We start from the raw sequence: 24882 nt of genomic DNA on the forward strand, positions 1-24882 counted from the left end.
CTTCATCCATGACTTCAAGCATGGCATCAGCGCGTTCTCCAACCATTCCATTCCGCTCCTATCGATGAAGGAGCTTATCTCGCGGCCTCATTCACAAAAGAAAAGGTGGGTTGTTCGTCGCGCTCACAATGCATCTGCGACTTCTTGCGCGGTATATCGCTCAGGGCCTTCGATATGTTGGATACCAGTATTCGAGACGGGTTCCATAAGCCGCCGGGCGGCCGCCTGCCCGACATCCCTGGGCGCGACCATCGGCAGGACCAGAGCGGCTGAGAAAAAGCTGGGCAACGCTCCGTTCTCTCGGACAGCTTCGGCCATGCCCGTCCAGTTGCTCATGTAGTATGCGCCGCGATTGATAGCAACCGGAATTGGCTGGACGAGCAGCTTCCGTTCCATTTCATGCAGCACGGTCAGATCTCCACAGCGTTCGCCCTCGAAGGCTCCATAGGTGGACTGCGCAACAACCTTTTCGAGCCCGGCCCCCTCCAGAGCGGCAATGATCGCGGCGACATTCGTGCGCTCTTCAATGTCGGTGTCCATTGACGGATCAGCGGCTGGGTTCAGCAGGAACGCACGTTTGCCGGCACGAAATATATTCCGCAGAGCATCCACGTCGCGTATATCAGCCACGGCGATCCGAGCGCCCGCCTCCTTTAGATCAGCGCCGCGACCCTGGACGCGCGTGACAATCGTTACATCTTGCCCTGCATCCAGCAAAGCACGTGCAGTCGCGGAGCCGACTTGACCCGTCCCCCCAAGAATGATGTGCATGACGGTCTCCGTTGTTCTTGCGTGAGACCAAGGATTAACATCTGGCTCGGACAGAAACTGTCAGGAGTGTTGTCCGGGTCAGAGATTGGCTTGCGGCTCCATGAGCCGATATTCCGCTAGAAGGCTGTGGCGGGATCGTGGCAGAGGGTCTTGCAACTCTTGAAGCTCTACCATGCGGTCAATGCGGAAATGGCGGAAGGCGTCTCGAGTTTCACACCATGCAGCCAATACTTCTGCTTGGTCAAAAAAGCTCAGTGCTACAGGCCAGACAGTGCGGTTCAGCGTGCCCTCCTCACCAGCTCCATACTTGATCCGCAATTTCTTCTGGTTTCGCATTGCCGCGCGTACCGTCGCCAGTTCTGTCAGTTTGCCGCTGCCGGAAGGCCCCACAGTGAGGCCGTTGGAGCGCATTGCCGCTGCGACAACATCTCCCATTCCATCAGCAATCTTGAACAATGCGGTGTCGGCTGCTGCCGCGATGCTTTCGTCGCCGCGCATCGAGACGAACCGAAGTCCCAACAAGACTGCATCGGCCTCGATCTGGGACAGCGCCATCGGAGGAAAAAAGAAGCCGGGGCGCAAAATGAAGCCGATTCCCGCTTCGCCTTCCACGGAAACACCTAGCTCTACGAGCGTTTGCATATCTCGATAGATCGTGCGTTCAGACACACCAAACAAGGTGGAAAGCGTCTGGGCTGTCACCGCCGTACGCCGCTCCCGTAGCACCTGAAGAAGTCTAAGAAGTCGGCCAGAACGTTGCATAAGGTTTAAAATACCCGTTTTCAAACATCGTGAAAAGCTGTGTTGGATAGCGTGGGTCCAGGTTCGGATATCCGGAAACTTCGAGCGGGGAGTGAAACAGCCACGAAACTGGCGAGGGAGTTCCCCCGGGGGCATCTATGCCGGGATAGCACAGATTAATTTGAAAGCAAAAAACGGGTGGCCGCACCATCTGCCGCGCCGCTACACAGTCATGATGCAATGTTCAGGAGAGGCAAATCATGGAACTGGAAAGTAAAACTATCATCGTCACCGGCGCGAGCAGCGGGATCGGCGCGGCGGCGGCGCGGCTGTTCGCATCCGAAGGGGCCAATGTGGTTCTCGGCGCGCGCCGATCCAGGGAGCTTAAAGTCGTTTCGGAAGCGATCACACAAGCCAATGGTAGAGCCGTAGTTTTAGCCGGCGACGTAAAGGATGAGGGCTACGCCGATGCACTAGTTGACCTGGCGAGAAAGGAGTTCGGTGGGCTGGACGGCGCATTCAACAATGCCGGCATCGTGGGTGCGATGCACCCTGCTCCGGATATGAGTCTCGATAATTGGACCGATGTGATTTCGGTCAACCTAACGGGTGCCTTCCTGGCCGCCAAGGCGCAAATACCGGCAATGAAGGCGCGCCGGCAAGGCTCGATCGTCTTCACCTCGTCATTTGTGGGTTTTAGTAATGGTGGCATGCCGGGCATGGGAGCCTATGCGGCATCCAAGGCAGGGTTAATTGGTTTGGTGCAATCGCTGGCATCGGACCATGCCGTCGATGGCATACGCGTGAATGCGCTATTGCCGGGCGGTACGATCACGCCAAGTGGGGGGGAAGGAAACCCGGCCGCATTGGAATTCATCGCCGGCTTGCATCCCATGAAGCGGATGGCGACCTCAAAGGAGATCGCGCAGGCAGCCTTGTTTCTTCTTTCTGATCGATCCAGTTTCATGACCGGAGTCCCATGATCGTAGATGGCGGAATGTCCGTTCGGTTGACATAACGACCATAAAAGATGCTCTCCGAATAGCCAAGACCGTCATTCGGAGCGGCGTTGACCGAGCATCACTGCGACTCTGCGATACAGGCATAGTCGGCCCGAAGCTGCGATTTTGGCCAACTCGAAGAACGTTGTGGGAACATTGCCTGCGGGATTGACCTGAGCAGAATCCGCTCGTGACATTGCGCTTCAATTTGAGGAGCGTAATTAATGAGTATGGGTATTTCAAGTTGGGATCTTGCCGACCAGTGGAGCTAGAGCTTCGCCGACATTGATTTCATCAATGGATTCGGCTGTCGAGTCTAATCAATCAACATTGTCGGGCTTTTCCAAGCTACGCAGTGATATAACGTCTACTACACGCTTGGAGCTGCACAAATGGCACTGAACATCCGCAATCCCGAGGCCGATAGGCTTGCGCGAGAGCTTGCAAGAATTGACCGCCCAAGCATCAGCGATGCTGTGATCACCGCCCTTCGGGAAACCATTCGCAACCGGATAGACAAGGCAAGCCCGAGAGGAAAGGCACAGAAGATTCTGGCGAAGCATGGCCTGTCTTTTCGGCGAGGTCGGAAGCCAGTCCCGCAGAGAGCCTATCACGAGCCCGACCACGATCTGACAGGCGACGAATAATTTTCGTCGATAGGCACCACTACTCCAAAAACTCTGATGTCAAAGCCCGTTGTGAGATACGCCTGTTCCGGATGTGAACGTCTTTATTTTTTCGAGGGCAAAATATCTGAAACCAGTTGAATTTGACATGTTTGTTTTCAATGGCTTAGAATAACCCCCAAGGCCACCATGTTGCCCTTGGGTCAGGATTGCTGATCTTTCTCAACGGTTCCAGCCGCATGACACATGCCTTCAGACGCGATTTTCGGTCATATCTAGGAGCGAAACGGCAGCCTTCGTATCAACTATAGCCGTTTATCATGCTGGTTGAGGCTGTCGCATGTTTCGGGACTTTTGCGACAGGGGAGCGGCGGCTTCCGACCTCATTTCAGCTGTCCGATGGATACCGCGATCTCAATTAACCCTAATTCCAGAAAGTCACGCAAATGGGATGGGAAGCTCTCGAACACTGGGGGCCAGACGTTGACCGCCTGGAACGGCTCACCGGCGGCGTCGCCAACGATGTCTGGAGCGTTCGGATCGGCGGATGCCTTGCGGTGGCACGCCTTGGCACGCGGAGCGATGCTGATCTGGCCTGGGAGACTGGGCTTCTCCAACACTTGGATCAAAATGGCATGACAGTCCCGCTGCCGATCCCGACGACGGATGGACGATTGTTCGTTGATGGCTTGGTCGTGATGGAATACCTGGAGGGCATGCCGCCCAGGACAGAGGGTGACTGGCGGCGGGTAGCTGATACACTGCGCGGGCTGCACCGGCTGACTCGGGGTTGGCCGCAGCGTCCGGGTTGGCGATCGTCGACCGATCTGCTGCAGGCTGAACGAGGGACAAGAATCGACCTCTCCGCAATGCCACCGGAGGGGGTAGTGCGATGCCGAGCCGCCTGGGCGCGGCTTGTCGGCCGCCCAACCTGCGTAGTCCACGGTGATGCCAACCCGCGGAATATTCTGATAGCGGAAGACCGGGTAGCGCTGATTGATTGGGACGAGTCACATGTCGACGTTGCCGATCTTGATCTGGCGCTACGCCACAATGCAGCAGATCTTGACGCACACACGTGGGATATTGCTCATCAGGCCTCGGCCGCCTGGGAAGCCGCGGTTTGCTGGAACGACGACTACTCTATCAAGCGCCTGGCCGAGGTGAGACCCACTTAACCGGATCTCACCTGCGCAGGTCTACTTTGATCGGCGATTGCTTAGAAGCGGGCTGTCCATTTCCCACCCCAAATCTGTCGCGTAACTCCTAAGTTTCTCGCCAAAAATTGCCGACACTGAATTTTCAGAGGAACTTCTGTCGCAAAAGTCGTGTGCGATAGGCAAAGTTTTGCGACAGACTTTCGCGACACGTCGCGGTCCGGAATCCGGGCCGCTGCGGACGTGGTGCAGGTTTCAGGATTTGCGCGACAGCGGAGCAGCCAGGTACGATCCATAGCGGACACCGCAATTGCGCGCCATGACGTGCCCCCGTTAAAATGGTCTGGATTTAATGTTATTTTTCCGGCGGATTTTCCCGATTTGAGAAGGAGAATTTGCCATGAAGAAGAGACGGTATTCGACGGAGCAGATCGTCGCGGCGTTGAAGCAGGTAGAGCTTGGATTGCCTGTCGCAGATCTGATCTGTCAGCTCGGCATATCCGAGATGACCTATTATCGATGGAAGAAGCAATTTGCCGGCCTTGAGTCCGATCAGGTTCGGGAGTTGAAGCAGGTCGTGGAGGAGAACGCCCGGCTGAAGAAACTGGTGGCTGAACTCAGCCTCGACAAGGCTGTTTTACAGGACGTTCTTTCAAAAAAATTTCCCGACCGGCGCTCATGAAACAGGTTGTAGACTATGTGACCGGCGTCCACGGTTACAGCCAGCGCCGGGCCTGTCGTTTGACGCAGCAGCATCGTTCCACACAACGCAAGGTTCTCAGACTGGATCCACGCACGGCACTGCGTCAGCGCATGCATGAGATTGTCCTGACACGTCTTCGATTTGGTTATCGGCGTGTCCATATCCTGCTAAAACGCGAAGGCTGGCAGGTTGGCAAAAATGTCGTTTATCGGCTGTATCGCGAAGAAGGGCTGTGTTTACGGACCAAAAGGCCCCATCGCCGCAAGATGGCAATGCATCGGCAGGCACGCTATCAGCCAACCCGACCCAACGAAGCATGGAGTATGGATTTTGTCCATGATCAGTTGGCCAGTGGTTCGAAACTGCGTCTGCTCACGGTGATCGATGTGTACACCAGAGAAGCACTGGCGATTGAAGTCGGACCCGAACATGTGGCAGCTGTGCTGAACCGTCTTATCTATCTACGTGGGGCGCCAAAGGCAGTGTTTTGTGATAATGGCGCCGAATTTACCGGGCAGATCGTTGATCTATGGGCTTACACGCACAAGGTCAGATTGGACTTCTCGCGGCCAGGAACGCCATCCGACAATGCTCATATTGAATCCTTCAATGGAACATTGCGTGATGAGTTTTTGAATGTGAACTGGTTCAGCTCTGTCATGGAGGCCCGACAGCTCGCTGAGACCTGGAGGCGCGACTATAATGAGAGTCGGCCCCACATGGCTCACAATGGAAAAACACCGACAGAATTTGCCGAAATATCAGCCCTGTGCCAAAATGGGCAGGTCAAAATTGCCGCTGGATTTTAACAGCCCACCCGGACCACCAAAACCAAGCACTTCAGGCTGTAGGATAATGCCGCGTGCGAGGGCTTCTTCGGTCGATTAAAAACGGAACTCTTCTATCCCCGAGACTGGAAGACCGTCACGATCGAACAGTTTGTCCACGAGGTTGATGCTACAATGAGAAGCGCATCAAATTATCACTGGGGTCGCTCAGCCCAATTGAGTATCGAAGAAAGAAGTGGTTCGGTTTGTCTGAACAGTTTCGAGCGTCTTGTTAAGTGGATTTCCGCTGCGATTATGCCGCCATCCGATGATCCTTTCCTGCGGCACGTGTGCGTTCTTTGTTCCGAAGGATGCAGGGACAGGACAGTCATGGGACCGGATGGTCATGCCCTTCTTGGGTCACGGCAGCACCTTCGAGGTCAAGCCTCACCGCAAGGCGTTCCCAGATGATCGACAGGTCCAGGGAAAGACACATATTGGGTCGATCGGAGTGAGGGTCAGATCACACCGAGAAGCCATGCAGCACCAACCCAGCGAATGGTCGATCGGTGTTTGAGTCAAACCACCCGAGAACTGGCATCAATTGTATGACTGTCGGTATTGAATATATTGGGTTTGCCATACCGGGCCAGTGCCTCCTCGACCGCTTCAATGCAGAAGTCCGCCTCCATCGTGATCGACAACCGCCAAGACAGAACCCGGCGACTGAACCAGTCCACGACGGCGCAGAGATAGACAAAGCCTCGCGCCATGGGGATGTAGGTCAGGTCCATGGCCCAGACCTGATTGGGCCTGGTGACCGCCAGCTTGCGCAGGAGATAAGGATAAATCTTGTGTCCAGGTGTGGGCTTGGAAGTGTTGGGGCGGCGGTAGATCGCCTCGATGCTCATCTTCTTCATCAGCGTGGCGATATGCAGCCGCCCAACCTCAAGCCCTTCTCCCTTCAAAAGCCCTTGCAACATCCGACTTCCGGCAAACGGGTAGTCGAGATGCAGTTCGTCGATCCGCCGCATCAGGGCCAGATCGCCGTCAGACACCGCACGAGGCAGATAATAGACGCTGCCACGGCTGAAGCCGAGAAGCTTCGCCTGACGGGCGACCGACAGTTTGTGTGAGCGGTCAATCATTTTTTTCCGCCCAGCAATCCCGCCTTGCTGAGCGCTCCGGCTAAAAAATCGTTCTCCAGAGTTAGCTCACCGATCTTGGCATGCAGCGTTTTAACGTCGACGGTTGGCTCTGCTAGTTCCGCCTTGGTCTCGTCGCCGAAAACTCCGATCGCCCCCTCAAGAAGCTGATCTTTCCATTGCTTGATCTGGTTCGCGTGCACGTCAAACTGCTGGGATAATTCCACAAGCGTCTGCTCACCTCTGATCGCAGCGAGCGCAACTCTTGCCTTAAAAGCTGGGCTATGGTTTCGGCGTGGTCGTCTCGTCATGGTATCTCCTGTTCCCGGCATCTAAGCCGAAGTCAGGCAGAAATTCCACTTATCCTAGCTGTGTAGATTTCCCGAACCACCTCTGAAGTCTCGGCCTTAACGTGTAAATCAGTCCAAGTTTTTATCCGTACCCCGAACACCCCGCGCGTGATGGTAACCGACAAGCTGCGCTCCTATTCCGCCGCGAAGGCCGAGTTGATGCCCGGCGTCGAACATCGCTCACACAAGGGATTGAACAACCGGGCTGAGAATTCGCATCTGCCACAACGACGACGAGAGTGCCGTATGATGCGCTTTAAGTCCGCGCGACAACGTCAACGCTTCGTATCAACTTACGGCCAGGTCGCCAATTTGTTTCTCCTTCACCGCAAATGCTTGACCGCTAACGAACACCGCCAACTCCGCGCAATCGCCGTCACTACCTGGCCTGAAATCGCATTGTCGACTGCGCTGTGAAATTCGGCCTGCAAGAACTCACGACGTCCGCGATCGGTTAAGGCGACGCTACCGCGTGATTGGTTGACTGCATGCAACGTTGTTAAGCAACTCAAAGCCTTGAAGTTTAAAACACCCTATGAAGCCATGCACGAACTTTGGAAATTAAAGCCTGAGGCCTTTATCGCCTAACCGCACCATCACACACTGGGACCAAACACTTAATCCACCGGGTCAACTTATGTCGGTTTGGACATGAACATATAGGAATTCCACCTGTGGTGCCTTGTTACACCTGTCTTTAATCTTTCACCAGAAAGTGGGAGATTTTTTCATGAGAAACATAATCAAACTAGCCGCGCTTCTGGCATTTGCTTCAACATCATCGAATGCGTTCGCCGAAGAGCGTGCATCGGGGACCAAGCTCATCACGTTGGGTACATTGGCAGGGCCGTTCCCAAGTAAAACAAGAGCACAATCATCAAACTTGGTTGTCGTAAACGGGGTGTATTACATTTTCGACGCTGGGGACGGCGTAGTCCGCAGACTTGCCGAAGCGAATATTCCCCTTCAGAATATAGGCTTGGTTTTTCTCACACATCTACACGACGACCACACGGCAGGTCTTCCAGCATTATTGGGGGCTGCTTGGGACAGTAAGCGCACCGACCCAATCAATGTTTATGGTCCACCGAAAACGGAACAACTTGTTAAGGCTCTCATTGATTTCGACAAGATCAGCGCAGATATACGGATCGTTGATGGTGGCCGGTCAATACCTATCGAAACCCTGTTTTCTGGTCACGATACCATGCCCGGAGTGATATACCAGGATGGCAACGTGAAAATCATCGCGGGGCAGAATAGCCATTTCGACTTCCACAAGACCAAGAACCCTGACGCCCACGAAGGATCCTATACATATCGCGTGGAGACGCGCGACAAAGTGATCGTCTTCACCGGCGATACCGGCCCCAATCCTGAGACCGAGAGGTTAGCGGCAGGCGCTGACATCTTGGTGTCGGAAGTAAATTCCGTCGAGGATAGAAAGCAAATTCTCATCGACACTGGGCAGTGGGCGACCATGACTGACGAGGAAAAAAGCCGGATCATGGAGCAAGCTGCCCGAGGGCACATGTCCCCAGCCGAAGTGGGCGAATTGGCTGTGAAGGCCAGGGTCAAAAGCGTTGTTCTGACCCATCTGACGCCGAGAGCTCACAACGACGATTATTCGTCCTGGGCGGAAGAGGTGGGAAAGGTATTCAAAGGAACGGTCATGCTGGCCAACGACCTCGCGGAGTTCTGAGGGGCATACTCTTTTGGAGAAGTGTTGAGATTGGCAGTGTCCTTGCGCGTCACGACCGTTTGAATCTCTTCCAATCTCGACCTTTGAAATCCAGAATCTTAACACGATCCGCGCCGCTCGTCGGCGCGAACTTTGCCACGCATTTTGATTGACGAACGCAGTTGAATCAAACACCAATCAAACTGATTCAAGTCAAAGTATGGCTTCACTGTCTCCAATTGATGGACGCAGTGAAGCCACCATCTTTTCACATTACATTTTCTTTTATGGATATAATATCCGACTCGAGAAAACGTACCAGTTTGCATTCGGCATGTTTGCTCTATTGAAGAAGGCTGTACATCAGTCTGAAGAACCTAGAAGAATCTACCCCTGTTGCGACCCAAACATTATCGGGTAGTCCCCGCTCTTGCCAATAGTCGGCCACTGTGGCGCCGAACGTATAGGTTCCCGTAAGATCAACGGCGACATGCGCCCGGCGCTTTTCGATAAGCGACGGGTCTATTATCGTCGCCAGAACCAGCGGATCATGCAGCGCCCCGCCGACACCCATCTGGCCGCGATGCAATTTTTCGTAGAACTTCAGCCAGTTGAGAACCGCCTTGCCAAGCGGAGTGTCGATCTTGCGCAGTTCTGCGAATTGTTCCTCTTCTACGAGAACATGCATGGTGACATCCAGACCAACCATAGTCACATCGATGCCGCTGTCCATCACGATGCGCGCAGCTTCCGGATCGCAGAAGATATTGAATTCCGTCGGCGTGATATACTCGGTGCGACGGAAAAAAGCACCGCCCATGGACACGATACGCGCAATCTTGGGCTTCAGCTCCGGATATTTGAGAAGGAGCATAGCGATATTGGTAAGCGGACCCGTCGGCGCCAGCGTGACCGGCTCCGGATGTTCGCGCAGGATTTTTGCGATGAAGTCGACGGCGTGCATATCGACCAGCTTCATCGTCGGCTCAGGGAGATCGGGGGTGCCTTCAAGACCGCTCGGACCGTCGGCCGTGCCCAGAACGAGCGGCCTGTTCAAAGGCGTCCCGCAGCCTTGCGCAACAGGCACATCCCTCGCGCCGATGAACTCTAGAATACGCAGAGCGTTAATCGTCGTGCGTTCAAGCGTTGCATTGCCGCAAACGGTCGTGACGCCAAGGAGATTGATTGCGTCGGACTTGTGCGCCATCACGAGCGCAATGGCGTCGTCATGCCCAGGATCGCAATCCATGATGACAGGAATTTGTTTCATCTATGCTACTCTTTTCATGCTTCAGCCAAGCTGTGCGATGGATTTCTTGAACAGGCTCAGGAACTGGCGTCCGTCCAGATTGCGACAGACACGCGTTGTTTCGGGGCCGGAGAACGGTAGAATCTGGCGACCGGTGAAAGCCACTGTCTGCCCGCGCACAAGCCGCTCGCTAAGCGCGACGTCGACAAAGACAGGCTTGGTCATTTCAAAGAATTCCGGATGCAGCACAGCCGAAACCGCGATGGCATCATCCAGCGGAAAGCCGACAAGCTCGAAAAATTCGCGCCAGATGTCGATATAGATGGGGAAGTTCTCGCACACATAGGATGTGATGCGGTTTTGCGGATAGAGCGATGCGAAATCGTTCAGATCATCGCGCGTCAGCATCGAGGCCGCGACACGGTTGTCTTCACAGACGTCCAGCGGAACCAGAATGATCGGAGCGCCCGATCGCAGCACCACACGGGCGGCTTCCGGGTCAGCCCAGATATTGTATTCGGAAACCGGCGTTATATTACCAGGGGTGGCGAAACACCCACCGAGAACCACGATCTGCTTGATCAGTTTCGCGATATCCGGCGCCATCTGGAGTGCCATCGCCACATTGGTTTGCGGACCAGTGGCCACAATCGAAATCTCATGCGGGTTGGCCCGCACCAGATCGATCATGAAATCAATGGCGTGCTTGGCGATCGGCTGATGGCTTGGAGCAGGCGCGGGCGGATTGAATCCCTTCAGCTGTTCTCCGAAACGGGCCTGAAGCTGTTTCTCGAAGTGTACCGGGGCAAGCATATCCTCGCGGGAATTGCCGACCAGCGGACGATAAGCCCCCTTTGCGACAGGAACGTCTTCACGACCGGCAAGCGACAGCGTGTTCAAAACCACGTTGGTAACCTGCTCGATATCCCCCGCAGCGCCTGTAACAGACGTGATGCCCTCAAGCTTAATGCCGTTGCAACCCAGTGCGAACAATATTGCGAGAATATCGTCGCCTGCTGAATCGACATCCAGTATTATACGTTCCATACCTTGATTTTACCCTTATTGAGGGCGCTTCAGGAGCGCCATGCTTTCCAGTGTTTCCTTGAAGAATTTCGGACGTTGGCGGTAGGTCAACACGAACAGCGCGCCGAGAGTGACCGCATATGGGACCATCAGGACGAGATATGATGGAAGACCGAAGGTTTGCAGGCGCAGGGAGAGCGCATCGGAAAACCCGAACAGCAGGCAGCCCAGCAGAACCTTGACCGGATCGCCATTGGAGAAGATGAGCACCGCCACGGCCATGAAACCGCGCCCTGCAGACATGTTTTCCGCAAACATCGTAATGTAGCCCAGCGAAAGATGCGCGCCAGCCAGTCCCGCGAGAACACCGCAGATCAGGGATGCGATATGCTGCATTCTCTCTGTCGGAATGCCGATGGACTGGGCTGCCTCCGGCTTTTCCCCGGTCACCCGGATATAGAGCCCGAGCTTGGTTCGATAAAGCACCAGCCACACCACGAAAACCATGATGAAGGCGAGATAGACAAGCGGCGTGTAGCCGGAAATCGCTTTGCCGAACTGGCCGAGATACTTCGCATACGGAAGATGGATTGCCGACAGGCCCACAATATCCGGGCTGACAATCGATCCGCGCGTGCCGAAAATGGCCTTTGTCAGGGAAATCGTCAGTCCGCCCGCCATGATGTTGAGCGCGAGGCCCACAACCACTTCGTTGGCGCGCATCGTCACGACAAGCAATGAAAAGATCAGGGCGACAATTACGGACGCCAATACGCCGATCACCAGGCCACCGAGGGCTGATCCTGTCCAGATCGATCCGATCACGGCAAAGAATGCGCCCAGAAGCATCTGACCTTCCAGACCGATATTGAAGATACCGGCTTTCGTGGTGAAGGCGCCGCCCAGGGACACAAGAAGAATGGGTGCCGTGGTGCGCAGCGTCGCCGCCAGCAATGTGACGGTGAATATCTTGTCTAGAACTTCCACCGGCGCTCTCCACTGAAATTATTGCGGCGGCGGAACAGGATCTGCGCCGATACGCATAGAATGATAAACGCCTGAATGACCGTGATGATTTCACGCGAGGCGCTGGTTTCAACCTCCATCAGGAGTGAGCCGGACCGCAGTGCACCAAAGAAAAGCGCAGTTCCGATGACGCCTATGGGATTGCCGTTGGCCAGAAGCGCTGCGATCACGCCATCGAACCCGAAGCCGGGGGCAAAGCCCTCCATGAACCGGTGATGGACACCCAACGTCTCAATCCCCCCTGCCAGACCGCCGACGGCTCCCGAAACCAGCAGGATCACGAACACATTGCGCTTGATGTTCACACCTCCATAGGCGGCGAATTTGGGGTTTGTGCCCATCGCCGTCATGGAATAGCCAGCACTTGTGTATTTGAGGAAAAGCTGGAACGCGACTGCCAGAATAACGCCGATGAACAGACCGATGTTCAGCCGCGAAAACTCGAAAATCTGCGGCAGATAAGCTGTCGGTGCAACAGGGTCGGTTTCCGACCAGCCGCCCGGACGCTTGAACACGGAAATAGTGAGAAACGACGTCAGCAGGATGGCAATATAGTTGCTGAGAATTGTCGAAACCACTTCGTTCGTGCCGTAGCGCGCGCGGAAGAACGCCGGGATCAATATCCACAAGCCCCCCGCCACGATGGCCGCGAACATGGCCACCATCATATGGAGGACCGGCGGCATGGTGAAGGCAAAACCGACCCATGCGGCCGCGAAGCCGCCAAGATAAAGCTGCCCTTCAACACCGATATTGAAAAGGCCGCCGCGCAAGGCGACACACGCCGCCACACCGCAAACGATGATCGGCGTTGCCTGAAGCAGCGTTCCCGCCAGCCGCTCGGTGCTGCTGAACGCGCCCCGCACGAGGGTCGCGAAAACATGCAGCGGATTTTCACCGACGAGCAGAATGATGATCGCACCGCCCGCCAGAGAAATGAAAATGGCAAGCAGCTGGCCCAACAGATTTTCGATCCAGTCCGGCAGCGGCTTTTTTGGCGTCGGTTGCGTCCCCGCCGTTAGATTGTCTTGCGCAGTCATAGGGATACCATTTTTGCGCCGCCGGCTTTGGAGCCCGCCATCAGGTAACCGATTTCATCTTCGGTCGCCGTTTCTGGATCGACTTCACCGGCGATCATTCCTGAAAACATGACCAGTACGCGGTCTGCGAGTTTGAGAATTTCATCGAGCTGCACGGAGATCAGCAGGATCGCAGCTCCGCGTTCGCGTTGCTTCATGATCTCCTCGTGAATGCCTTCCATCGCGCCGATATCGACGCCCCGGGTGGGCTGATCGACGATCAGGAAAGGACAATTCTGAGAAAATTCGCGGGCGAGAACCACCTTCTGCATGTTGCCGCCCGAGAGGGTTTTGACGGTGGTTTTCGGCCCCATGGCGCGAATGTCGAACTTGCGGATCATCTCCACCGCCTGTTCGGTTGCATAACGCCAATTTACAAAGCCGTTTGTCGCCCATGGCTTACGATGCTGGCGCCCCATCACGAGATTGGGGGTGATCGTGTCAGCGGCGTTCACCCCGTAGGTGAGGCGGTCACCGGGCACGTGCGCCAATCCCGTTTCGCGGACGGCCATTGGCGTTTCGCCCGCAATTTCCTTGCCTTGAAGAAGAATGCTGCCGTGAGACGGCTTGCGCAATCCGGCGATCACTTCGGCAAGTTCGGTCTGGCCATTGCCGTCAACACCGACAATGCCGACGATTTCTCCCGCATTCACACCGAAACTGACATCCTGAAGAACCGGCGTTCCGCGTCCGTCACGGGCATAGACGCCGGAGAGCCTGAGCACTTCCTGACCGCGCGTCGGATTGCGGGGGCGCCGGGAGAAGTTCACCTCACGCCCCACCATCATCCGGACGAGTTCGTCCTCCGTCATGTCCCTGGTTGCCTTGCTGCCGACCGCCTTGCCGTCCCGCAGAACAGTGATCGTTTCGGAATGCTGCATGACTTCGGAAAGGTGGTGCGAAATGAAGACGACGGTCATTCCCTGCTGCACGAAATTCCGCAATATCTTGAAGAGTTCGCGACTTTCCTGCGGCGTCAGAACGGCTGTCGGCTCATCGAGAATGACGATTTCGGCGCCCCGTGCCAACGCTTTCAGAATTTCAACGCGTTGTTCAGCCCCAACCGAAAGCTCGCTGACGTGCTTTGTGGGATCGACCTTAAGCCCGAAAGTCTCGGAAATTTCCTGCACCCTGTCGATCTGGGCTTTATGATCGATCAGGCCGTTATGCGTTATTTCCATTCCCAGAAAGATATTCTCGGCAACGGTGAGCGAGGGGACCAGCTTGAAATGCTGATGAACCATTCCCAACCCGCGCTCGATCGCGACCTTGGGGGAAGACATGACGGCTTCCTGGCCATTTATGCGAATAACACCCTCATCCGGCTGGTGAATGCCGAACAAGATGTTCATCAACGTCGATTTTCCTGCGCCATTCTCGCCAACCAGCGCGTGAATCTCGCCCTTCCTGACCTTGAGGTCGATTCGGTCGTTTGCTGTCAGCGCGCCGAACCGCTTGGTGATGCCTTGTAGTTCGATTGCATAAGTCATGGATCGCGGTTCCGAAAATCGGTGTTTCGCCAAAACGACACGTGCACTATCGCCACGTCGCGGGATGAAGCCCTGCATGCTCGATGAGCGCAAGCCCGCCGCCAAATCCGGCAGGCTTGCGTCGTGTTTTTCAGTTACTGGTTCATCTTCACGGCGATGGTGCCGTCAGCAATGCCTTTGCGAACCTCTTCCAGCTTGGCTGTAATATCAGCTGGCACCCTGTCCTTCATGTCGTCGCATATCTTCAGCTCGACACCACCGGATTTCACACCGTAAGCATATGCGCCGGGCTTGACCGGATTTCCGTCGACCTCACCCTTGATCAGGTCATAAACCGCAATATCCGCGCGCTTGAGCATGGATGCCAGCATGGCACCGGGAGCGGTCGGGCACTGATCGACATCCACGCCGATCGCATATTTGCCTGCCGCTCTGGCTGCCTGCAACACGCCCTCGCCTGTCGGACCCGCCGCCTGGTAAAGAAGATCGACATCCTGGCCGTAAAGCGCCATCGCCAGTTCGCTGCCCTTGGCCGGATCGTCGAACGTACCGGCAAAAACGCTGCTGACGGAAACATCACTTGCGACCTGCGCGACGCCCTGCTCCATACCTGTCAGGAAGTTGCGTATAACCGGAATGTCACGCCCGCCGACGAAACCGACCTGCGAGGAACTGTCGAACCCCTCGACCTGCTGGGACGTCATCAGGCCAGCCAGCGCGCCGACCAGGAAGGAGCCCTCTTCCTCCACGAAATCGATATAAGTCATTGTCGGGCTGTCGAGCACGCCATCGATGAAGATGAACTTCTGGTTCGGGTAAGCCTTGTTAGACTTCTGCAAGGCATCGACCAACTCCCAACCCATGACGAAGATCAGGTCGTACTGCCCGTCCTTCGCGAGATTGTTGAACTGCTCTTCATAATCAAGCGCCCGATTGCCCGTGTCCACGATCTTGAGATCGACGCCGAAATCGCCCTTGGCACGCTCCAGACCCTTGATGATCGAAATGCCGAAGCCCTGCGAAAAATAGCCCGAAATGGCCGCGACCTTCAGGTCTTGCGCCGCGACCGGTGCAGACAACATGCCCAAACCGATAAATGCGGATACAGCAAGGGTCTTCAATCCCAACTTCATTTCGATGTCCTCCCAGACCGTCGTCGTTTGCACTTGACGACAATTATTGTTTGTGTACGAATAAATTGCGAAAAGACTGATCGTCTGTCAAGGGCATATTCGAGGCAACGAATGACAGAACAGAAAAATAAAATCGAGACGGCGCAATCCGTTCTTGTAACCGGTGCCGCAGGGCTGCTGGGCTCTTATGTAACGCGCGCCTTCAAGGATGCCGGCTACAAGGTCACAGGCGTCGATATTGCGCAACGCGATGGATTGGACGTGACTGTTGCGGACCTGACCCGTCTCGATGCGGCGCTGGAACTGGTCAGAAATGTGGACCATGTGGTTCATATCGCATCGCTCCCCCGTCCCGTGGGCTACGATGTCCAGGACGTCTACAACACGAATATGTCGCTGATGTTTAACGTCGTTGAAGCCATGGAACGCAATAAAATCAATAGTTTGATTTATGCATCCTCCTTCAGCACCATCGGCCTACCTTTCGCCAACAAGCCGCTGGCGCCGGATTATTTTCCGGTTGATTCGCAACATCCGACCAAAGCGATGGATGTTTACGCACTGACAAAACTCCTGGGCGAGAATATCGTTGATTATTGGGTGGCCCGCACCGGCGGCGATGCGATCAGTATCCGCATGCCGTGGATCCAGGACACCCATATTTTCGCACGCGATGTCTTGCCCCGCCGCGACACGGACGACGCAAAGCTGGATCTCTGGGCTTATGTGGACGCACGGGACGCAGCCCGGGCCTTTATCCTGTCTTCCCAGGCTAAGCTACGGGGACATATTCGTTTTTTTATTTCAGCCGCAGACACCTATTCCAAACACATGTCGGTCGAACTGATCGAAAGGTTCTATCCAGGCGTTGCACTGAAGGAACCGCTGGTAGGCTTCGCCAGTCTTATTTCCAATCGGGAAGCCGAAGCCCTGATCGGTTTCCGGCCCCGCCATAGCTGGCGTGAATACGGCCAGTTCAAGTAAACTCGGAGGAAGTCTTTGTAATGAAAGATTTTTTGGGGAAAACCGTTCTTGTAACAGGAGGTGCTGGTGCTATCGGCAGCGCCACTGCGAAACTCTTCCTCGAACGGGGCGCCAATCTGGTGTTGGCCGACATTGATTCTGTGAAGCTCGACAAGATGAAAGCACACTTGTCCGCCTTCGGTGAAGTGTCTGTCATCAGCGGTGACGTCACTAACGAAATCCATGTACGCAAGGTCATCGATTATTGTATTAGTACGTACGGATCGCTCGACACCGTTTTCAACAATGCCGGCATTGCAGGTGCGGTTCGCCCGATTCACGAGTGGAGCAGCGCCGACTGGGATCATATCGTAAATGTAAATTTGCGCAGCCAGTTTCTGGTATTGAAATATGCTGCGATGCATATGACAGAACGCAGGGCGGGCGCCATCGTGAACATGGGCTCATCCATGTCCAACTGGGATGTCCTGTCCGGTGGCGTCGGTTATGTGGCAACCAAACATGCCGTTGTCGGCCTGACCAAGACGGCTGCACTCGATCTTGCTCCATACGGCGTGAGGATCAATGCAGTCTGTCCGGGCGTGATCGAAACGAGTCTCGGAGTTCCCGGCCTTGAGGATGGAAACGTGGGCAGCACATCAGCGGTTGCTCGCTTCGCCTCAAAAATTCCGTCGCTGCGCATTGGCCAGCCGGAAGATGTCGGCGAGGTCGTCGTGTTTCTCGCTTCGGACAGCGCCCGCCACATCAATGGTGCGGCCTGGCTAATTGATGGCGGGCAGACCCTCCAGAGTTACGCCAATGGCCCCGACGGCGGGACCTATTGAAGCAACGCAATTCGTGAAATATTTCCGCGCGGCTTGTCCGCCAAAGATAACAAGATTTAGGGGTGAACCATGTCTGTCGATGTATTTTCCGCACATAAGGCTGAAGCTGCATTCAATCTGCGAGCGGAGAAAGCCGCCATTATCGTCGTGGATATGATCAATGAGTTCTGCAAACCGGGCGGCAAAATGGTTCTGCCAGGCTATGAAACACTGGTCCCGCCGCAGCTGGCGGTGATCGAGAAGGCGCGCAAAAACGGAATGCCTGTCTTCTGGGTTCATGACGTTCACAGGAAGGGAATGCGCCGCGAGCGTGAATTTCTCAAGCGGAGTCCACATGGCGAGGAAGGCTCGTGGGGAACCGAGATCATTTCCGATCTCAATGCCCGCGAAGACGATATCCACATTACCAAGAGGCGCTATTCGTCATTCTACCAGACGGACCTGCATCTGACGCTCAAGGATATGATGGTCGAACAAGTTATCGTGTTCGGCGTCGTCACCAATATCTGCGTTCGTTCAACCGTCGCCGATGCTTTTTTCGAAGGATATGAGATTCTGGTCCCCCAGGATTGCTGCGCTGCAACCGGCCCGCGCGAGCAGGCCAGTTCGTTGTACGATATCGCCACACATTTTGGCGTTGTGTGCAATTCGGATGATATAGTTGCGGCGCTGAACAGTGACGCGCCCATTGAAAACATCATCAACGCCTGAGGTGCAGTTTGGCTGAAGAACATACAAAAGTGAGCCCCGCACCGCGAAAACGCGTACGAAAGACTGTTGCATCCCATGACGGCGACCAGATTCTGGACCGGGATGAAGCGGCAATCGCTTATGCGCGCAGCGGATACGATTTGGATACGCATCCGGCTTTCGCAGTGCGCAAGGTGCACCAGAAAGCGACACTCATATTTCAGAGCATCATGGGGATGGATAACCTGTCTCCACCGCAATTTGCGGCGCTGGCAACCATTTTGAAATATGGCGCGGTTTCCCAGAACCATCTTGGCCGCATGACATCCATGGACCCTTCGACCATCAGTGTCGTGGTGCGTAAACTGATCAATGACGGCTTGATTCACCGTAGCCGATCGAAATCGGACCAGCGTTTGAGCGTCCTCACCCTGACGAATGAAGGGCTGAGCTTCACGATCGATCGTCTCAAGGACAGCAGCGAGGTGGGAGAACGCCTGCTGGCGCCTCTCAGCGATGAAGAAAAGATTTCTTTCATGGATATGCTGATCAAGATCAGCGCCGACCCCGAAGCCTAATTTCGGCTTCAGTTCCAGAAGCCGTCAACACCACGCTAACTATTTGTTTTTAAACGCTTCTAAATGAAAATGGTTCCTACCTTTGCGGGAAACGTTTTCGTACGCGCCACTTTGGAGCGCACATTCAAGAAGAAAAACAGGGGAGAAACATGACCGATCCGAAACGCACCGTTATCAGAAATATCGGACTTACACTGAGCGGAGACATTCGAAATCCCATTTTGGACATCGATACCATTGTCGTGGAGAACGGTATCATAACGAAACTGGGAAAAAAGGATGAGATTTCCACGAGCTCCGGTGACAGGATCATTGACGCAAACGGCTCTGCCGTCAGTCCCGGCCTGATCGATAATCACGTGCATCCCGTTGCCGGTGACTGGACACCGCGCCAAAATCAGATCGGCTGGATGGATTCGACAGTTCACGGCGGCGTCACCACCATTATTTCCGCCGGCGAAGCGCATTATCCCGGTCGCCCCAACGATGTGATCGGGGTCAAGGCACTGGGCATTGCCTCGCAGCGTGCTTTTTCAAACTTCCGACCGACAGGCATGAAAGTGCTTGCAGGCGCGCCGGTGCTCGAACCGGGCATGACGGAACAGGATTTCAAGGAACTGGCCGAAGCAGGCGTCCGGCTGATCGGCGAAGTCGGGCTTGGCAGAGTGAAAGACGGCCCGACGGGCAAGAGAATGATCGCATGGGCCCGCAAATATGGCATGACATCCATGACCCATACGGGCGGCAATTCGATCCCCGGCTCGGGACGGATCGGCGCCGATGTCGTCATTGAAGTCGATGCCGATATCATTGCACATATCAATGGTGGCCCCACCGCACTTCCCTTCAACGAACTCGAACAGATTTGCGAGAAAAGCACCCGCGCCATCGAAATCGTTCACAACGGCAATCTCAAGGCGGGCCTTTATGTGCTGGATATCGCCAAACAGCGCGGCGAACTGGATCGTGTGGTGCTGGGAACGGATGGCCCAGCCGGTTCCGGCGTCCAACCACTGGGCATCCTGCGCACCATCACCCATCTGGTTTCACTGGGCGACGTGTCCGTGGAAACGGCCTTTTGCTTTGCGACCGGCAATATATGCAAATTCCGCAATCTCGATGATCGCGGCATGATTGAAGTGGGCCGCAGCGCCGATCTTGTCTTCATGGATCAGGCGACGGGCGGTGCGGGCGACGGCTTCATTGAAAGCATCGAACTGGGCAATTTGCCGGGCATTGGCATGGTGATGATCGATGGAGAAATTCGCGTGGGGCGCTCACGCAATACGCCGCCGTCGGACAGGGCTCCGCAGATCGTTCAGGAATAAAAAAAGCGGCCAATCTGGCCGCTTTTTTCTACACGCATTTTCTCGCCGGATCAGTTCCGGCGAGATCAATCCACGCCGTTCTCGCCTTTGATCTGGTCCTTTGTCAGTCCGCCGACACGCGGGTGCGGGCGGCCTGAATCGGTGACAGAAACAGCAACCACAATTTCGTTGTCCCGCGGCGCATCCGCCACGCGAACCTCCATCCCATCGAAATGGCTCCGGACTTTCGCAGCGTCTTTATGGCCAAGCGGAATGTCGATTGGCGCGCCCATGCCTGCTCGTTTCTTGGATGAGGGAATGAGGGCAGGCCCGCGTCCCAATATCCGGCGCACAGGGGCACCGAGCCTGGGATGCAGTATCGCCGCCGCATGTTCCAGCTCACCGTCAGCCCCAACGACTGCCGCCTTGCCGAAGCTTTCCACGCGGTCACCCGGAATGGCCAAGGCCTCGACAGCCCGGGTTGTCAAAAGCTCACCAAGCTCCTCCCCCATCTCGCTGAGCAGTGCGAGGTCTTCGACATATTCATCTGTGTAGGGATTAGTGATCACGGCCACCGCCGCCGCCCGGCGCGTCGGCTCCGCCAGTTCCCGTCCACCTTCGATACGGGTTTCCTCTACGAAGGTTACAATCTTTCTGATCCGTGTTTTCATCGCAATCCGTCGTCCCCCTTGATCTCATCCGCAGCCAGACCGCCGGACCGCGCGTGCACGCGAGAACCGGTCGTCATAGACAGGACCAGCAACAGTTCATTGGCGCGCGGCGCGTCCGGAATGCCGACCTCGATCGCATCGAAATGCGAGCGCACATAGGATGCGTTCACATGAGTGATGGGAATGTCTATCCGCACGCCTGGCGCGCCCACTTTCTTGGCGGACGGAACAATGGCCTTCGGGCTACCCAAAAGCTCGCGCATCGCATAGCCGCCGGGATTGTGCCACAGCGCACCGTGCTCCAGCTCGCCTGCGCCGCCAACAACAGCACCCTTGCCATATCCTTCAATCTTGGAGGCGTCGCCTCCCAGAGCGTTCAAAAGCTGGGTGGCCATTTGCACACCCAACGGCTTCAGATCATCCATGAAGCCAACAATATCCTCGACATAACGACCCGCGAACGGGTTTTCGATGACGGCGAGAATTGATCCGCGAAGAACCGGCTCGGAACGGACGGGGCCACCCTCATGATAGACCTCTTCGATCTGGATCAAAGTTTTACGCAATTTTACCGGAAACATATTTCCTCCGAAGTTTCACATCCGCGATGATTGCAGTTATTTGTATGAGTAGCAATGATTTTTTAATCGTTGGAGATTCACAGAGTCCAATTCGGAAAGTCGGAAAATAGGAATTTATAGCAATAAAAACAAATGAATAACACTATTTTTGAAAGAAAAACTATCGGATCCTATTGCCTCACTCCTATTTCTTTCAACGCAGGCAGATACAATCATACGTAATGATACAAACAGACATACCTTGCAGACTGCCAAGCGTGCCTGGCAGGGTGTCAGGAGTTGAAAAACAGGGAACTGACCCGTCAGCGACACCAGAACGGAGGTTTGGATTTCATTTGAAGTCTCGAATACCCGCAATTTCAATCCTGCTCGCCGCACATTTGCGGATGACCCAGCTTCAGCCGTCACCGTAGTTTTATGCCTTCGATCTCGCCGTCATCGCGCATGCGTTTCGGGTAGAACTCGCGCTTTAGCAGTTCATCTGTATCGTTTGGACGAATTCGGCGACTGGCGCTCGCAAGCGGAATGCTGCTACACAACTGACGGGATGTTTCCCCTGTTAAATGGCCTGGTTCTGGTATTCATTCTCCAGTGAGTTCTTTCGGGCTGAGAAGGAGAAGTGGTTATGCAGAAGCTACCGATTTCGACCCAACAACTCTTTCAGTACACTTGAAATACTCGATGGCAAATTGTGCATGCAAAGCTGCGCCGCTTGCTAGCGGTTCTTCATCAATGTTGAATTTCGGATGATGATGGGGATAGCATGCACCAAGTGCTTCGTTGCGCACGCCCACCAGTGCAAAAGCGCCCGGATAAACAGACAGAAAATCCGCATAGTTCTCCGATGCCATAACTGTATTGAAAAGTGTGCAGTCTTTTCCAAGACCGAGAACCTCGACAGCACGTTTTGCAATCGAACTGCACAACGGATCGTTTGTCACAACGGAGACGCCTCCGCTGAAGGCGATCTCGGCCCGAGCCCGATAGGCTTCGGCTGTGCTTTTTACCAAGCGTTCCAATGACCGGCGCAGGTGCTCGGCTGTTTCTCCGCTCGTCGTACGCATGGTGCCGGAAACTCTGACGATATCCGGAATTACATTTGATGCCTCGCCGCCATGAATTTGTCCGAATGTTAATGCGACCGGTTCGACGGGATCGAATTCGCGACTGACAAGAGCAGAGCAATTCAAAATGATGGCTGCTGCCGTAATGATCGGATCAACACCCCTGTTTGGATATGCGCCATGAGTTCCGACACCGTGAATTGTTATGTCTATCGCATGCCCCGCGGCCATGCGGGGGCCTGCCTCGACCGATATCTTGCCAGCTTCAAGCTCTGACCACAGGTGGATGCCGAAAATCGATTCAATCGGATGTTTTCCGAGTTCGGCTATGATCTCCGCAGTCCCCTTGCCGACTTCGTCAGCCTGCTGACAGCAGAGCTTGACGGTTCCGTGAAGTTCTTGTTGCATCTGTGAAAGAATGCGGGCTGCGCCGAGCAACATTGCTACATGACCGTCATGGCCGCATGCATGCATTATGCCGGGGACTTCCGATTGATAGTCAAGATGCTGATTGTCTTCTTGAATGGGAAGTGCATCCATATCCGCACGTAACGCGACGGCACGATCGCTGCGCGTGCCTTCAACCGTGGCAACGATACCGTATTTGCCGACACGTATATAAGGAATGCCGAGGGAATCCAGTTCTTCCCCAATGCGCCTAGACGTCCGGCTTTCTTTCAACGAAAGTTCCGGTTTTTGGTGAAACTCCCTGCGTAATCCGTGCATATGTTCCAGGTCGTCGCGCGCAATCTGATAAGCCTTCACTTTTCCTTCCGTTTCCCAAGTTTCTTCATGTCATGTCACCTCACTGGGCGAGATATTTCTTGAGGAAGGAGCGGGTACGCTCCTGCACCGGATTGCTCAGAATCTGATCCGGCGGCCCCTCTTCCACCACCACGCCGCCATCCATGAACAGGATGCGGTCGGCGACTTCGCCCGCAAATCGCATCTCATGCGTGACGATCAGCATCGTCATATGTTCGGCGGCAAGCTGCTTCATGACGGCATTGACTTCATCCACCAGCTCGGGATCGAGTGCCGACGTGGCCTCATCGAACAGCATCACCTTCGGCTGCATGGCGAGCGCACGCGCAATGGCGACACGCTGCTTCTGCCCGCCCGACAGGCGCGAGGGGTAGACGTCGATCTTGTCGGCAAGCCCCACCTTTGACAAAAGTTCCAGCGCCAGTGCGCGCGCTGCATTCTTCGTCATGCCCTTGAGCTTGATCGGGCCGAGCGTGATGTTTTCCAGCACCGTCAGATGCGGGAACAGATTGAAGTGCTGGAAGACCATGCCCATCTGCTGGCGCACCGCATTGATGTGCTTTTCGAAGGCTTGTCCTGCCAGCGGCTGGTTGACCTGCACGCCATCGAGCCAGACTTCACCGCCATTCAGCGTTTCCAGGTGATTGATCGAACGCAGAAGCGTGCTTTTGCCGGAACCGCTCGGACCGATGATCGCAACGATCTGGCCGCGCCCTACTGAAAGATCGATGCTTTTCAGGACTTCCAGCGCGCCGTAAGCCTTGCGGGCATCCTTCACTTCAACCATCGGTTTTGCCGATTTGGAGCTGCTCATCGCGTGACCTCCACTTTTCTTTCAATGCGCCGCAGGCCTGCCTCGAGGACGAGATTGACCACATAATAGATGGCCGCGACGGTGATATAGAATTCAAACGGGCTGAAGGTTTCGCTGATGGCAAGCTGGGCGCTGTGCACCAGTTCAGCAATGCCGATGATCGAAACCAGCGACGTGTCCTTCAGAAGAACGATCATGTTGTTGCCAATGGGCGGGATCGTGTTGCGGATCGCCTGCGGAATGACAACATAACGCAAAGCCTGACCGTGGCTGAAACCGATGGAACGGGCGCCTTCCATCTGGCCGGGATCGACAGCCACAATGCCTGCCCGGATGATGTCGGCATTATAGACCGCGAAATGCAGGCTAAGGCCGATAATGCCGGCGCCGAGGGCGGGAATATTGATGCCGATCTGAACCAGTCCGAAATAGATCAGGAACAGTTGCAGCAGAAGCGGCGTTCCCATGAACAGCCACATGAAGAACCGTACCGGCCATGCAAGAATGGCAGGCGCATAAAGCACCACCAGCGCAAATGCGATCCCGAGCACGAAGCTTAAGGATGCGGAGGCGACGGTCAGAACCAGCGTCCACCAAAGGCCGGTCAGAAGCAGATCCGTATAGGGAGTGACGATGCTGAAATCGAGAGCTTGCATCCA

At 55.2% G+C, this 24882-nt stretch carries 23 protein-coding genes and 4 pseudogenes; 13 read left to right on the forward strand and 14 right to left on the reverse strand.

All coding sequences use genetic code 11. The annotated features are described in order from the left end of the window. Positions 1-123 precede the first annotated feature (123 nt). Positions 124-771, reverse strand: coding sequence for an NAD(P)H-binding protein (locus ACYSN1_RS21175; RefSeq protein ID WP_461727482.1), 648 nt, complete (start codon positions 769-771; stop codon positions 124-126). 78 nt (positions 772-849) lie between these two features. After that, complete coding sequence (locus ACYSN1_RS21180) at positions 850-1668, reverse strand: helix-turn-helix transcriptional regulator (protein WP_461727483.1); 819 nt, start codon at positions 1666-1668, stop codon at positions 850-852. A gap of 104 nt (positions 1669-1772) precedes the next feature. Here ACYSN1_RS21180 and ACYSN1_RS21185 point away from each other — a divergent pair. The 5 genes and pseudogenes from ACYSN1_RS21185 to ACYSN1_RS21205 all read left to right on the forward strand — a co-directional run. Then, positions 1773-2530 (forward strand): annotated as a pseudogene (locus ACYSN1_RS21185) (SDR family oxidoreductase). Positions 2531-2905: 375 nt separating this feature from the next. Next, entirely contained in the window at positions 2906-3160 is a 255-nt protein-coding gene (locus ACYSN1_RS21190) for a type II toxin-antitoxin system VapB family antitoxin (RefSeq protein WP_461727484.1), read from the forward strand. Positions 3161-3585: 425 nt separating this feature from the next. Beyond that, a complete protein-coding gene (locus tag ACYSN1_RS21195; RefSeq protein ID WP_461727485.1) occupies positions 3586-4317 on the forward strand; it encodes a phosphotransferase enzyme family protein in 732 nt (243 codons plus the stop codon). A 379-nt stretch (positions 4318-4696) separates the two neighbouring features. Next, positions 4697-5808 (forward strand): IS3 family transposase gene (locus ACYSN1_RS21200; RefSeq protein ID WP_461727486.1). Its coding sequence is split into 2 segments (ribosomal slippage): positions 4697-4958 and positions 4958-5808, totalling 1113 coding nucleotides; the frame shifts between segments, so codons are not numbered across the junction. A 42-nt stretch (positions 5809-5850) separates the two neighbouring features. Beyond that, positions 5851-6062, forward strand: a pseudogene (locus ACYSN1_RS21205) (IS3 family transposase); the annotation flags it as partial. A gap of 318 nt (positions 6063-6380) precedes the next feature. Here the strand turns inward: ACYSN1_RS21205 and ACYSN1_RS21210 are convergent. Further along, positions 6381-7222, reverse strand: a pseudogene (locus ACYSN1_RS21210) (IS3 family transposase); the annotation flags it as partial. Between the two features lie 123 nt (positions 7223-7345). On the opposite strand from ACYSN1_RS21210, the gene ACYSN1_RS21215 reads away from it, so the two are divergent. The 3 genes and pseudogenes from ACYSN1_RS21215 (at position 7346) to ACYSN1_RS21225 (ending at position 8963) form a co-directional block, all read left to right on the forward strand. Next, positions 7346-7678, forward strand: coding sequence for a DDE-type integrase/transposase/recombinase (locus ACYSN1_RS21215; RefSeq protein ID WP_461727518.1), 333 nt, complete (start codon positions 7346-7348; stop codon positions 7676-7678). Positions 7679-7735: 57 nt separating this feature from the next. Then, positions 7736-7849: pseudogene (locus ACYSN1_RS21220) on the forward strand (IS481 family transposase); the annotation flags it as partial. Between the two features lie 142 nt (positions 7850-7991). Beyond that, entirely contained in the window at positions 7992-8963 is a 972-nt protein-coding gene (locus ACYSN1_RS21225; protein WP_461727487.1) for an MBL fold metallo-hydrolase, read from the forward strand. Between the two features lie 322 nt (positions 8964-9285). On the opposite strand, the gene ACYSN1_RS21230 is transcribed toward ACYSN1_RS21225, so the two are convergent. The 6 genes from ACYSN1_RS21230 to ACYSN1_RS21255 form a co-directional block, all read right to left on the reverse strand. Further along, on the reverse strand, positions 9286-10212 hold the full coding sequence (locus ACYSN1_RS21230) for a nucleoside hydrolase (RefSeq protein ID WP_461727488.1): 927 nt from the start codon (positions 10210-10212) through the stop codon (positions 9286-9288). 21 nt (positions 10213-10233) lie between these two features. Next, positions 10234-11238: a nucleoside hydrolase gene (locus tag ACYSN1_RS21235; protein WP_461727489.1), complete on the reverse strand. Its 1005-nt coding sequence runs from the start codon at positions 11236-11238 to the stop codon at positions 10234-10236. Between the two features lie 15 nt (positions 11239-11253). Next, positions 11254-12204, reverse strand: a complete 951-nt coding sequence (locus ACYSN1_RS21240; protein ID WP_461727490.1) for an ABC transporter permease — start codon at positions 12202-12204, stop codon at positions 11254-11256. Next, positions 12192-13283 carry an ABC transporter permease gene (locus ACYSN1_RS21245; protein WP_461727491.1) on the reverse strand — a complete coding sequence of 364 codons (1092 nt, stop codon included), beginning with the start codon at positions 13281-13283 and terminating at the stop codon, positions 12192-12194. The genes ACYSN1_RS21240 and ACYSN1_RS21245 overlap by 13 nt, the downstream gene beginning before the upstream one ends. After that, positions 13280-14812, reverse strand: a complete 1533-nt coding sequence (locus ACYSN1_RS21250; protein ID WP_461727492.1) for an ABC transporter ATP-binding protein — start codon at positions 14810-14812, stop codon at positions 13280-13282. Before ACYSN1_RS21250 ends, ACYSN1_RS21245 begins: the two co-directional genes overlap by 4 nt. Before the next feature lie 134 nt (positions 14813-14946). Beyond that, positions 14947-15945 carry a BMP family lipoprotein gene (locus ACYSN1_RS21255; RefSeq protein ID WP_112585106.1) on the reverse strand — a complete coding sequence of 333 codons (999 nt, stop codon included), beginning with the start codon at positions 15943-15945 and terminating at the stop codon, positions 14947-14949. A 111-nt stretch (positions 15946-16056) separates the two neighbouring features. Between ACYSN1_RS21255 and ACYSN1_RS21260 the strand changes: the two genes are divergently transcribed. The 5 genes from ACYSN1_RS21260 to ACYSN1_RS21280 all read left to right on the forward strand — a co-directional run bounded on the left by ACYSN1_RS21260 (position 16057) and on the right by ACYSN1_RS21280 (position 20349). Next, positions 16057-16929: an NAD-dependent epimerase/dehydratase family protein gene (locus ACYSN1_RS21260; protein ID WP_461727493.1), complete on the forward strand. Its 873-nt coding sequence runs from the start codon at positions 16057-16059 to the stop codon at positions 16927-16929. Between the two features lie 20 nt (positions 16930-16949). After that, positions 16950-17753: an SDR family NAD(P)-dependent oxidoreductase gene (locus ACYSN1_RS21265; RefSeq protein WP_461727494.1), complete on the forward strand. Its 804-nt coding sequence runs from the start codon at positions 16950-16952 to the stop codon at positions 17751-17753. 69 nt (positions 17754-17822) lie between these two features. After that, entirely contained in the window at positions 17823-18464 is a 642-nt protein-coding gene (locus ACYSN1_RS21270) for a cysteine hydrolase family protein (protein ID WP_112585102.1), read from the forward strand. A gap of 29 nt (positions 18465-18493) precedes the next feature. Next, positions 18494-19021 (forward strand): MarR family transcriptional regulator, encoded by a 528-nt coding sequence (locus ACYSN1_RS21275; protein ID WP_112585139.1) that lies wholly within the window; start codon positions 18494-18496, stop codon positions 19019-19021. 149 nt (positions 19022-19170) lie between these two features. Next, complete coding sequence (locus ACYSN1_RS21280; RefSeq protein WP_461727495.1) at positions 19171-20349, forward strand: amidohydrolase family protein; 1179 nt, start codon at positions 19171-19173, stop codon at positions 20347-20349. A gap of 65 nt (positions 20350-20414) precedes the next feature. Here the strand turns inward: ACYSN1_RS21280 and ACYSN1_RS21285 are convergent, their stop codons facing one another. The 5 genes from ACYSN1_RS21285 to ACYSN1_RS21305 all read right to left on the reverse strand — a co-directional run bounded on the left by ACYSN1_RS21285 (position 20415) and on the right by ACYSN1_RS21305 (position 24879). Beyond that, positions 20415-20999, reverse strand: coding sequence for an amino acid synthesis family protein (locus ACYSN1_RS21285; protein ID WP_461727496.1), 585 nt, complete (start codon positions 20997-20999; stop codon positions 20415-20417). Continuing rightward, the gene (locus tag ACYSN1_RS21290) at positions 20996-21580 is read right to left on the reverse strand and encodes an amino acid synthesis family protein (protein ID WP_461727497.1); all 585 of its coding nucleotides are present in this window, start codon (positions 21578-21580) and stop codon (positions 20996-20998) included. The genes ACYSN1_RS21285 and ACYSN1_RS21290 overlap by 4 nt, the downstream gene beginning before the upstream one ends. A 623-nt stretch (positions 21581-22203) precedes the next feature. Next, entirely contained in the window at positions 22204-23409 is a 1206-nt protein-coding gene (locus ACYSN1_RS21295) for an amidohydrolase (protein ID WP_461727498.1), read from the reverse strand. Positions 23410-23449: 40 nt separating this feature from the next. Next, the gene (locus tag ACYSN1_RS21300; protein WP_461727519.1) at positions 23450-24196 is read right to left on the reverse strand and encodes an amino acid ABC transporter ATP-binding protein; all 747 of its coding nucleotides are present in this window, start codon (positions 24194-24196) and stop codon (positions 23450-23452) included. A 23-nt stretch (positions 24197-24219) separates the two neighbouring features. Then, positions 24220-24879, reverse strand: coding sequence for an amino acid ABC transporter permease (locus tag ACYSN1_RS21305; RefSeq protein WP_036587096.1), 660 nt, complete (start codon positions 24877-24879; stop codon positions 24220-24222). Positions 24880-24882 lie beyond the last annotated feature (3 nt).

It is taken from the genome of Brucella sp. LJL56, from assembly GCF_054871705.1.

Coding starts and splice junctions, on each gene's coding strand:
- ACYSN1_RS21175 (WP_461727482.1), bottom strand. CDS start 771: ATGCACATCATTCTTGGGGGGACGGGTCAAGTCGGCTCCGCGACTGCA.
- ACYSN1_RS21180 (WP_461727483.1), bottom strand. CDS start 1,668: ATGCCCCCGGGGGAACTCCCTCGCCAGTTTCGTGGCTGTTTCACTCCC.
- ACYSN1_RS21190 (WP_461727484.1), top strand. CDS start 2,906: ATGGCACTGAACATCCGCAATCCCGAGGCCGATAGGCTTGCGCGAGAG.
- ACYSN1_RS21195 (WP_461727485.1), top strand. CDS start 3,586: ATGGGATGGGAAGCTCTCGAACACTGGGGGCCAGACGTTGACCGCCTG.
- ACYSN1_RS21225 (WP_461727487.1), top strand. CDS start 7,992: ATGAGAAACATAATCAAACTAGCCGCGCTTCTGGCATTTGCTTCAACA.
- ACYSN1_RS21230 (WP_461727488.1), bottom strand. CDS start 10,212: ATGAAACAAATTCCTGTCATCATGGATTGCGATCCTGGGCATGACGAC.
- ACYSN1_RS21235 (WP_461727489.1), bottom strand. CDS start 11,238: ATGGAACGTATAATACTGGATGTCGATTCAGCAGGCGACGATATTCTC.
- ACYSN1_RS21245 (WP_461727491.1), bottom strand. CDS start 13,283: ATGACTGCGCAAGACAATCTAACGGCGGGGACGCAACCGACGCCAAAA.
- ACYSN1_RS21250 (WP_461727492.1), bottom strand. CDS start 14,812: ATGACTTATGCAATCGAACTACAAGGCATCACCAAGCGGTTCGGCGCG.
- ACYSN1_RS21255 (WP_112585106.1), bottom strand. CDS start 15,945: ATGAAGTTGGGATTGAAGACCCTTGCTGTATCCGCATTTATCGGTTTG.
- ACYSN1_RS21260 (WP_461727493.1), top strand. CDS start 16,057: ATGACAGAACAGAAAAATAAAATCGAGACGGCGCAATCCGTTCTTGTA.
- ACYSN1_RS21265 (WP_461727494.1), top strand. CDS start 16,950: ATGAAAGATTTTTTGGGGAAAACCGTTCTTGTAACAGGAGGTGCTGGT.
- ACYSN1_RS21270 (WP_112585102.1), top strand. CDS start 17,823: ATGTCTGTCGATGTATTTTCCGCACATAAGGCTGAAGCTGCATTCAAT.
- ACYSN1_RS21280 (WP_461727495.1), top strand. CDS start 19,171: ATGACCGATCCGAAACGCACCGTTATCAGAAATATCGGACTTACACTG.
- ACYSN1_RS21285 (WP_461727496.1), bottom strand. CDS start 20,999: ATGAAAACACGGATCAGAAAGATTGTAACCTTCGTAGAGGAAACCCGT.
- ACYSN1_RS21290 (WP_461727497.1), bottom strand. CDS start 21,580: ATGTTTCCGGTAAAATTGCGTAAAACTTTGATCCAGATCGAAGAGGTC.
- ACYSN1_RS21300 (WP_461727519.1), bottom strand. CDS start 24,196: ATGGTTGAAGTGAAGGATGCCCGCAAGGCTTACGGCGCGCTGGAAGTC.
- ACYSN1_RS21305 (WP_036587096.1), bottom strand. CDS start 24,879: ATGCAAGCTCTCGATTTCAGCATCGTCACTCCCTATACGGATCTGCTT.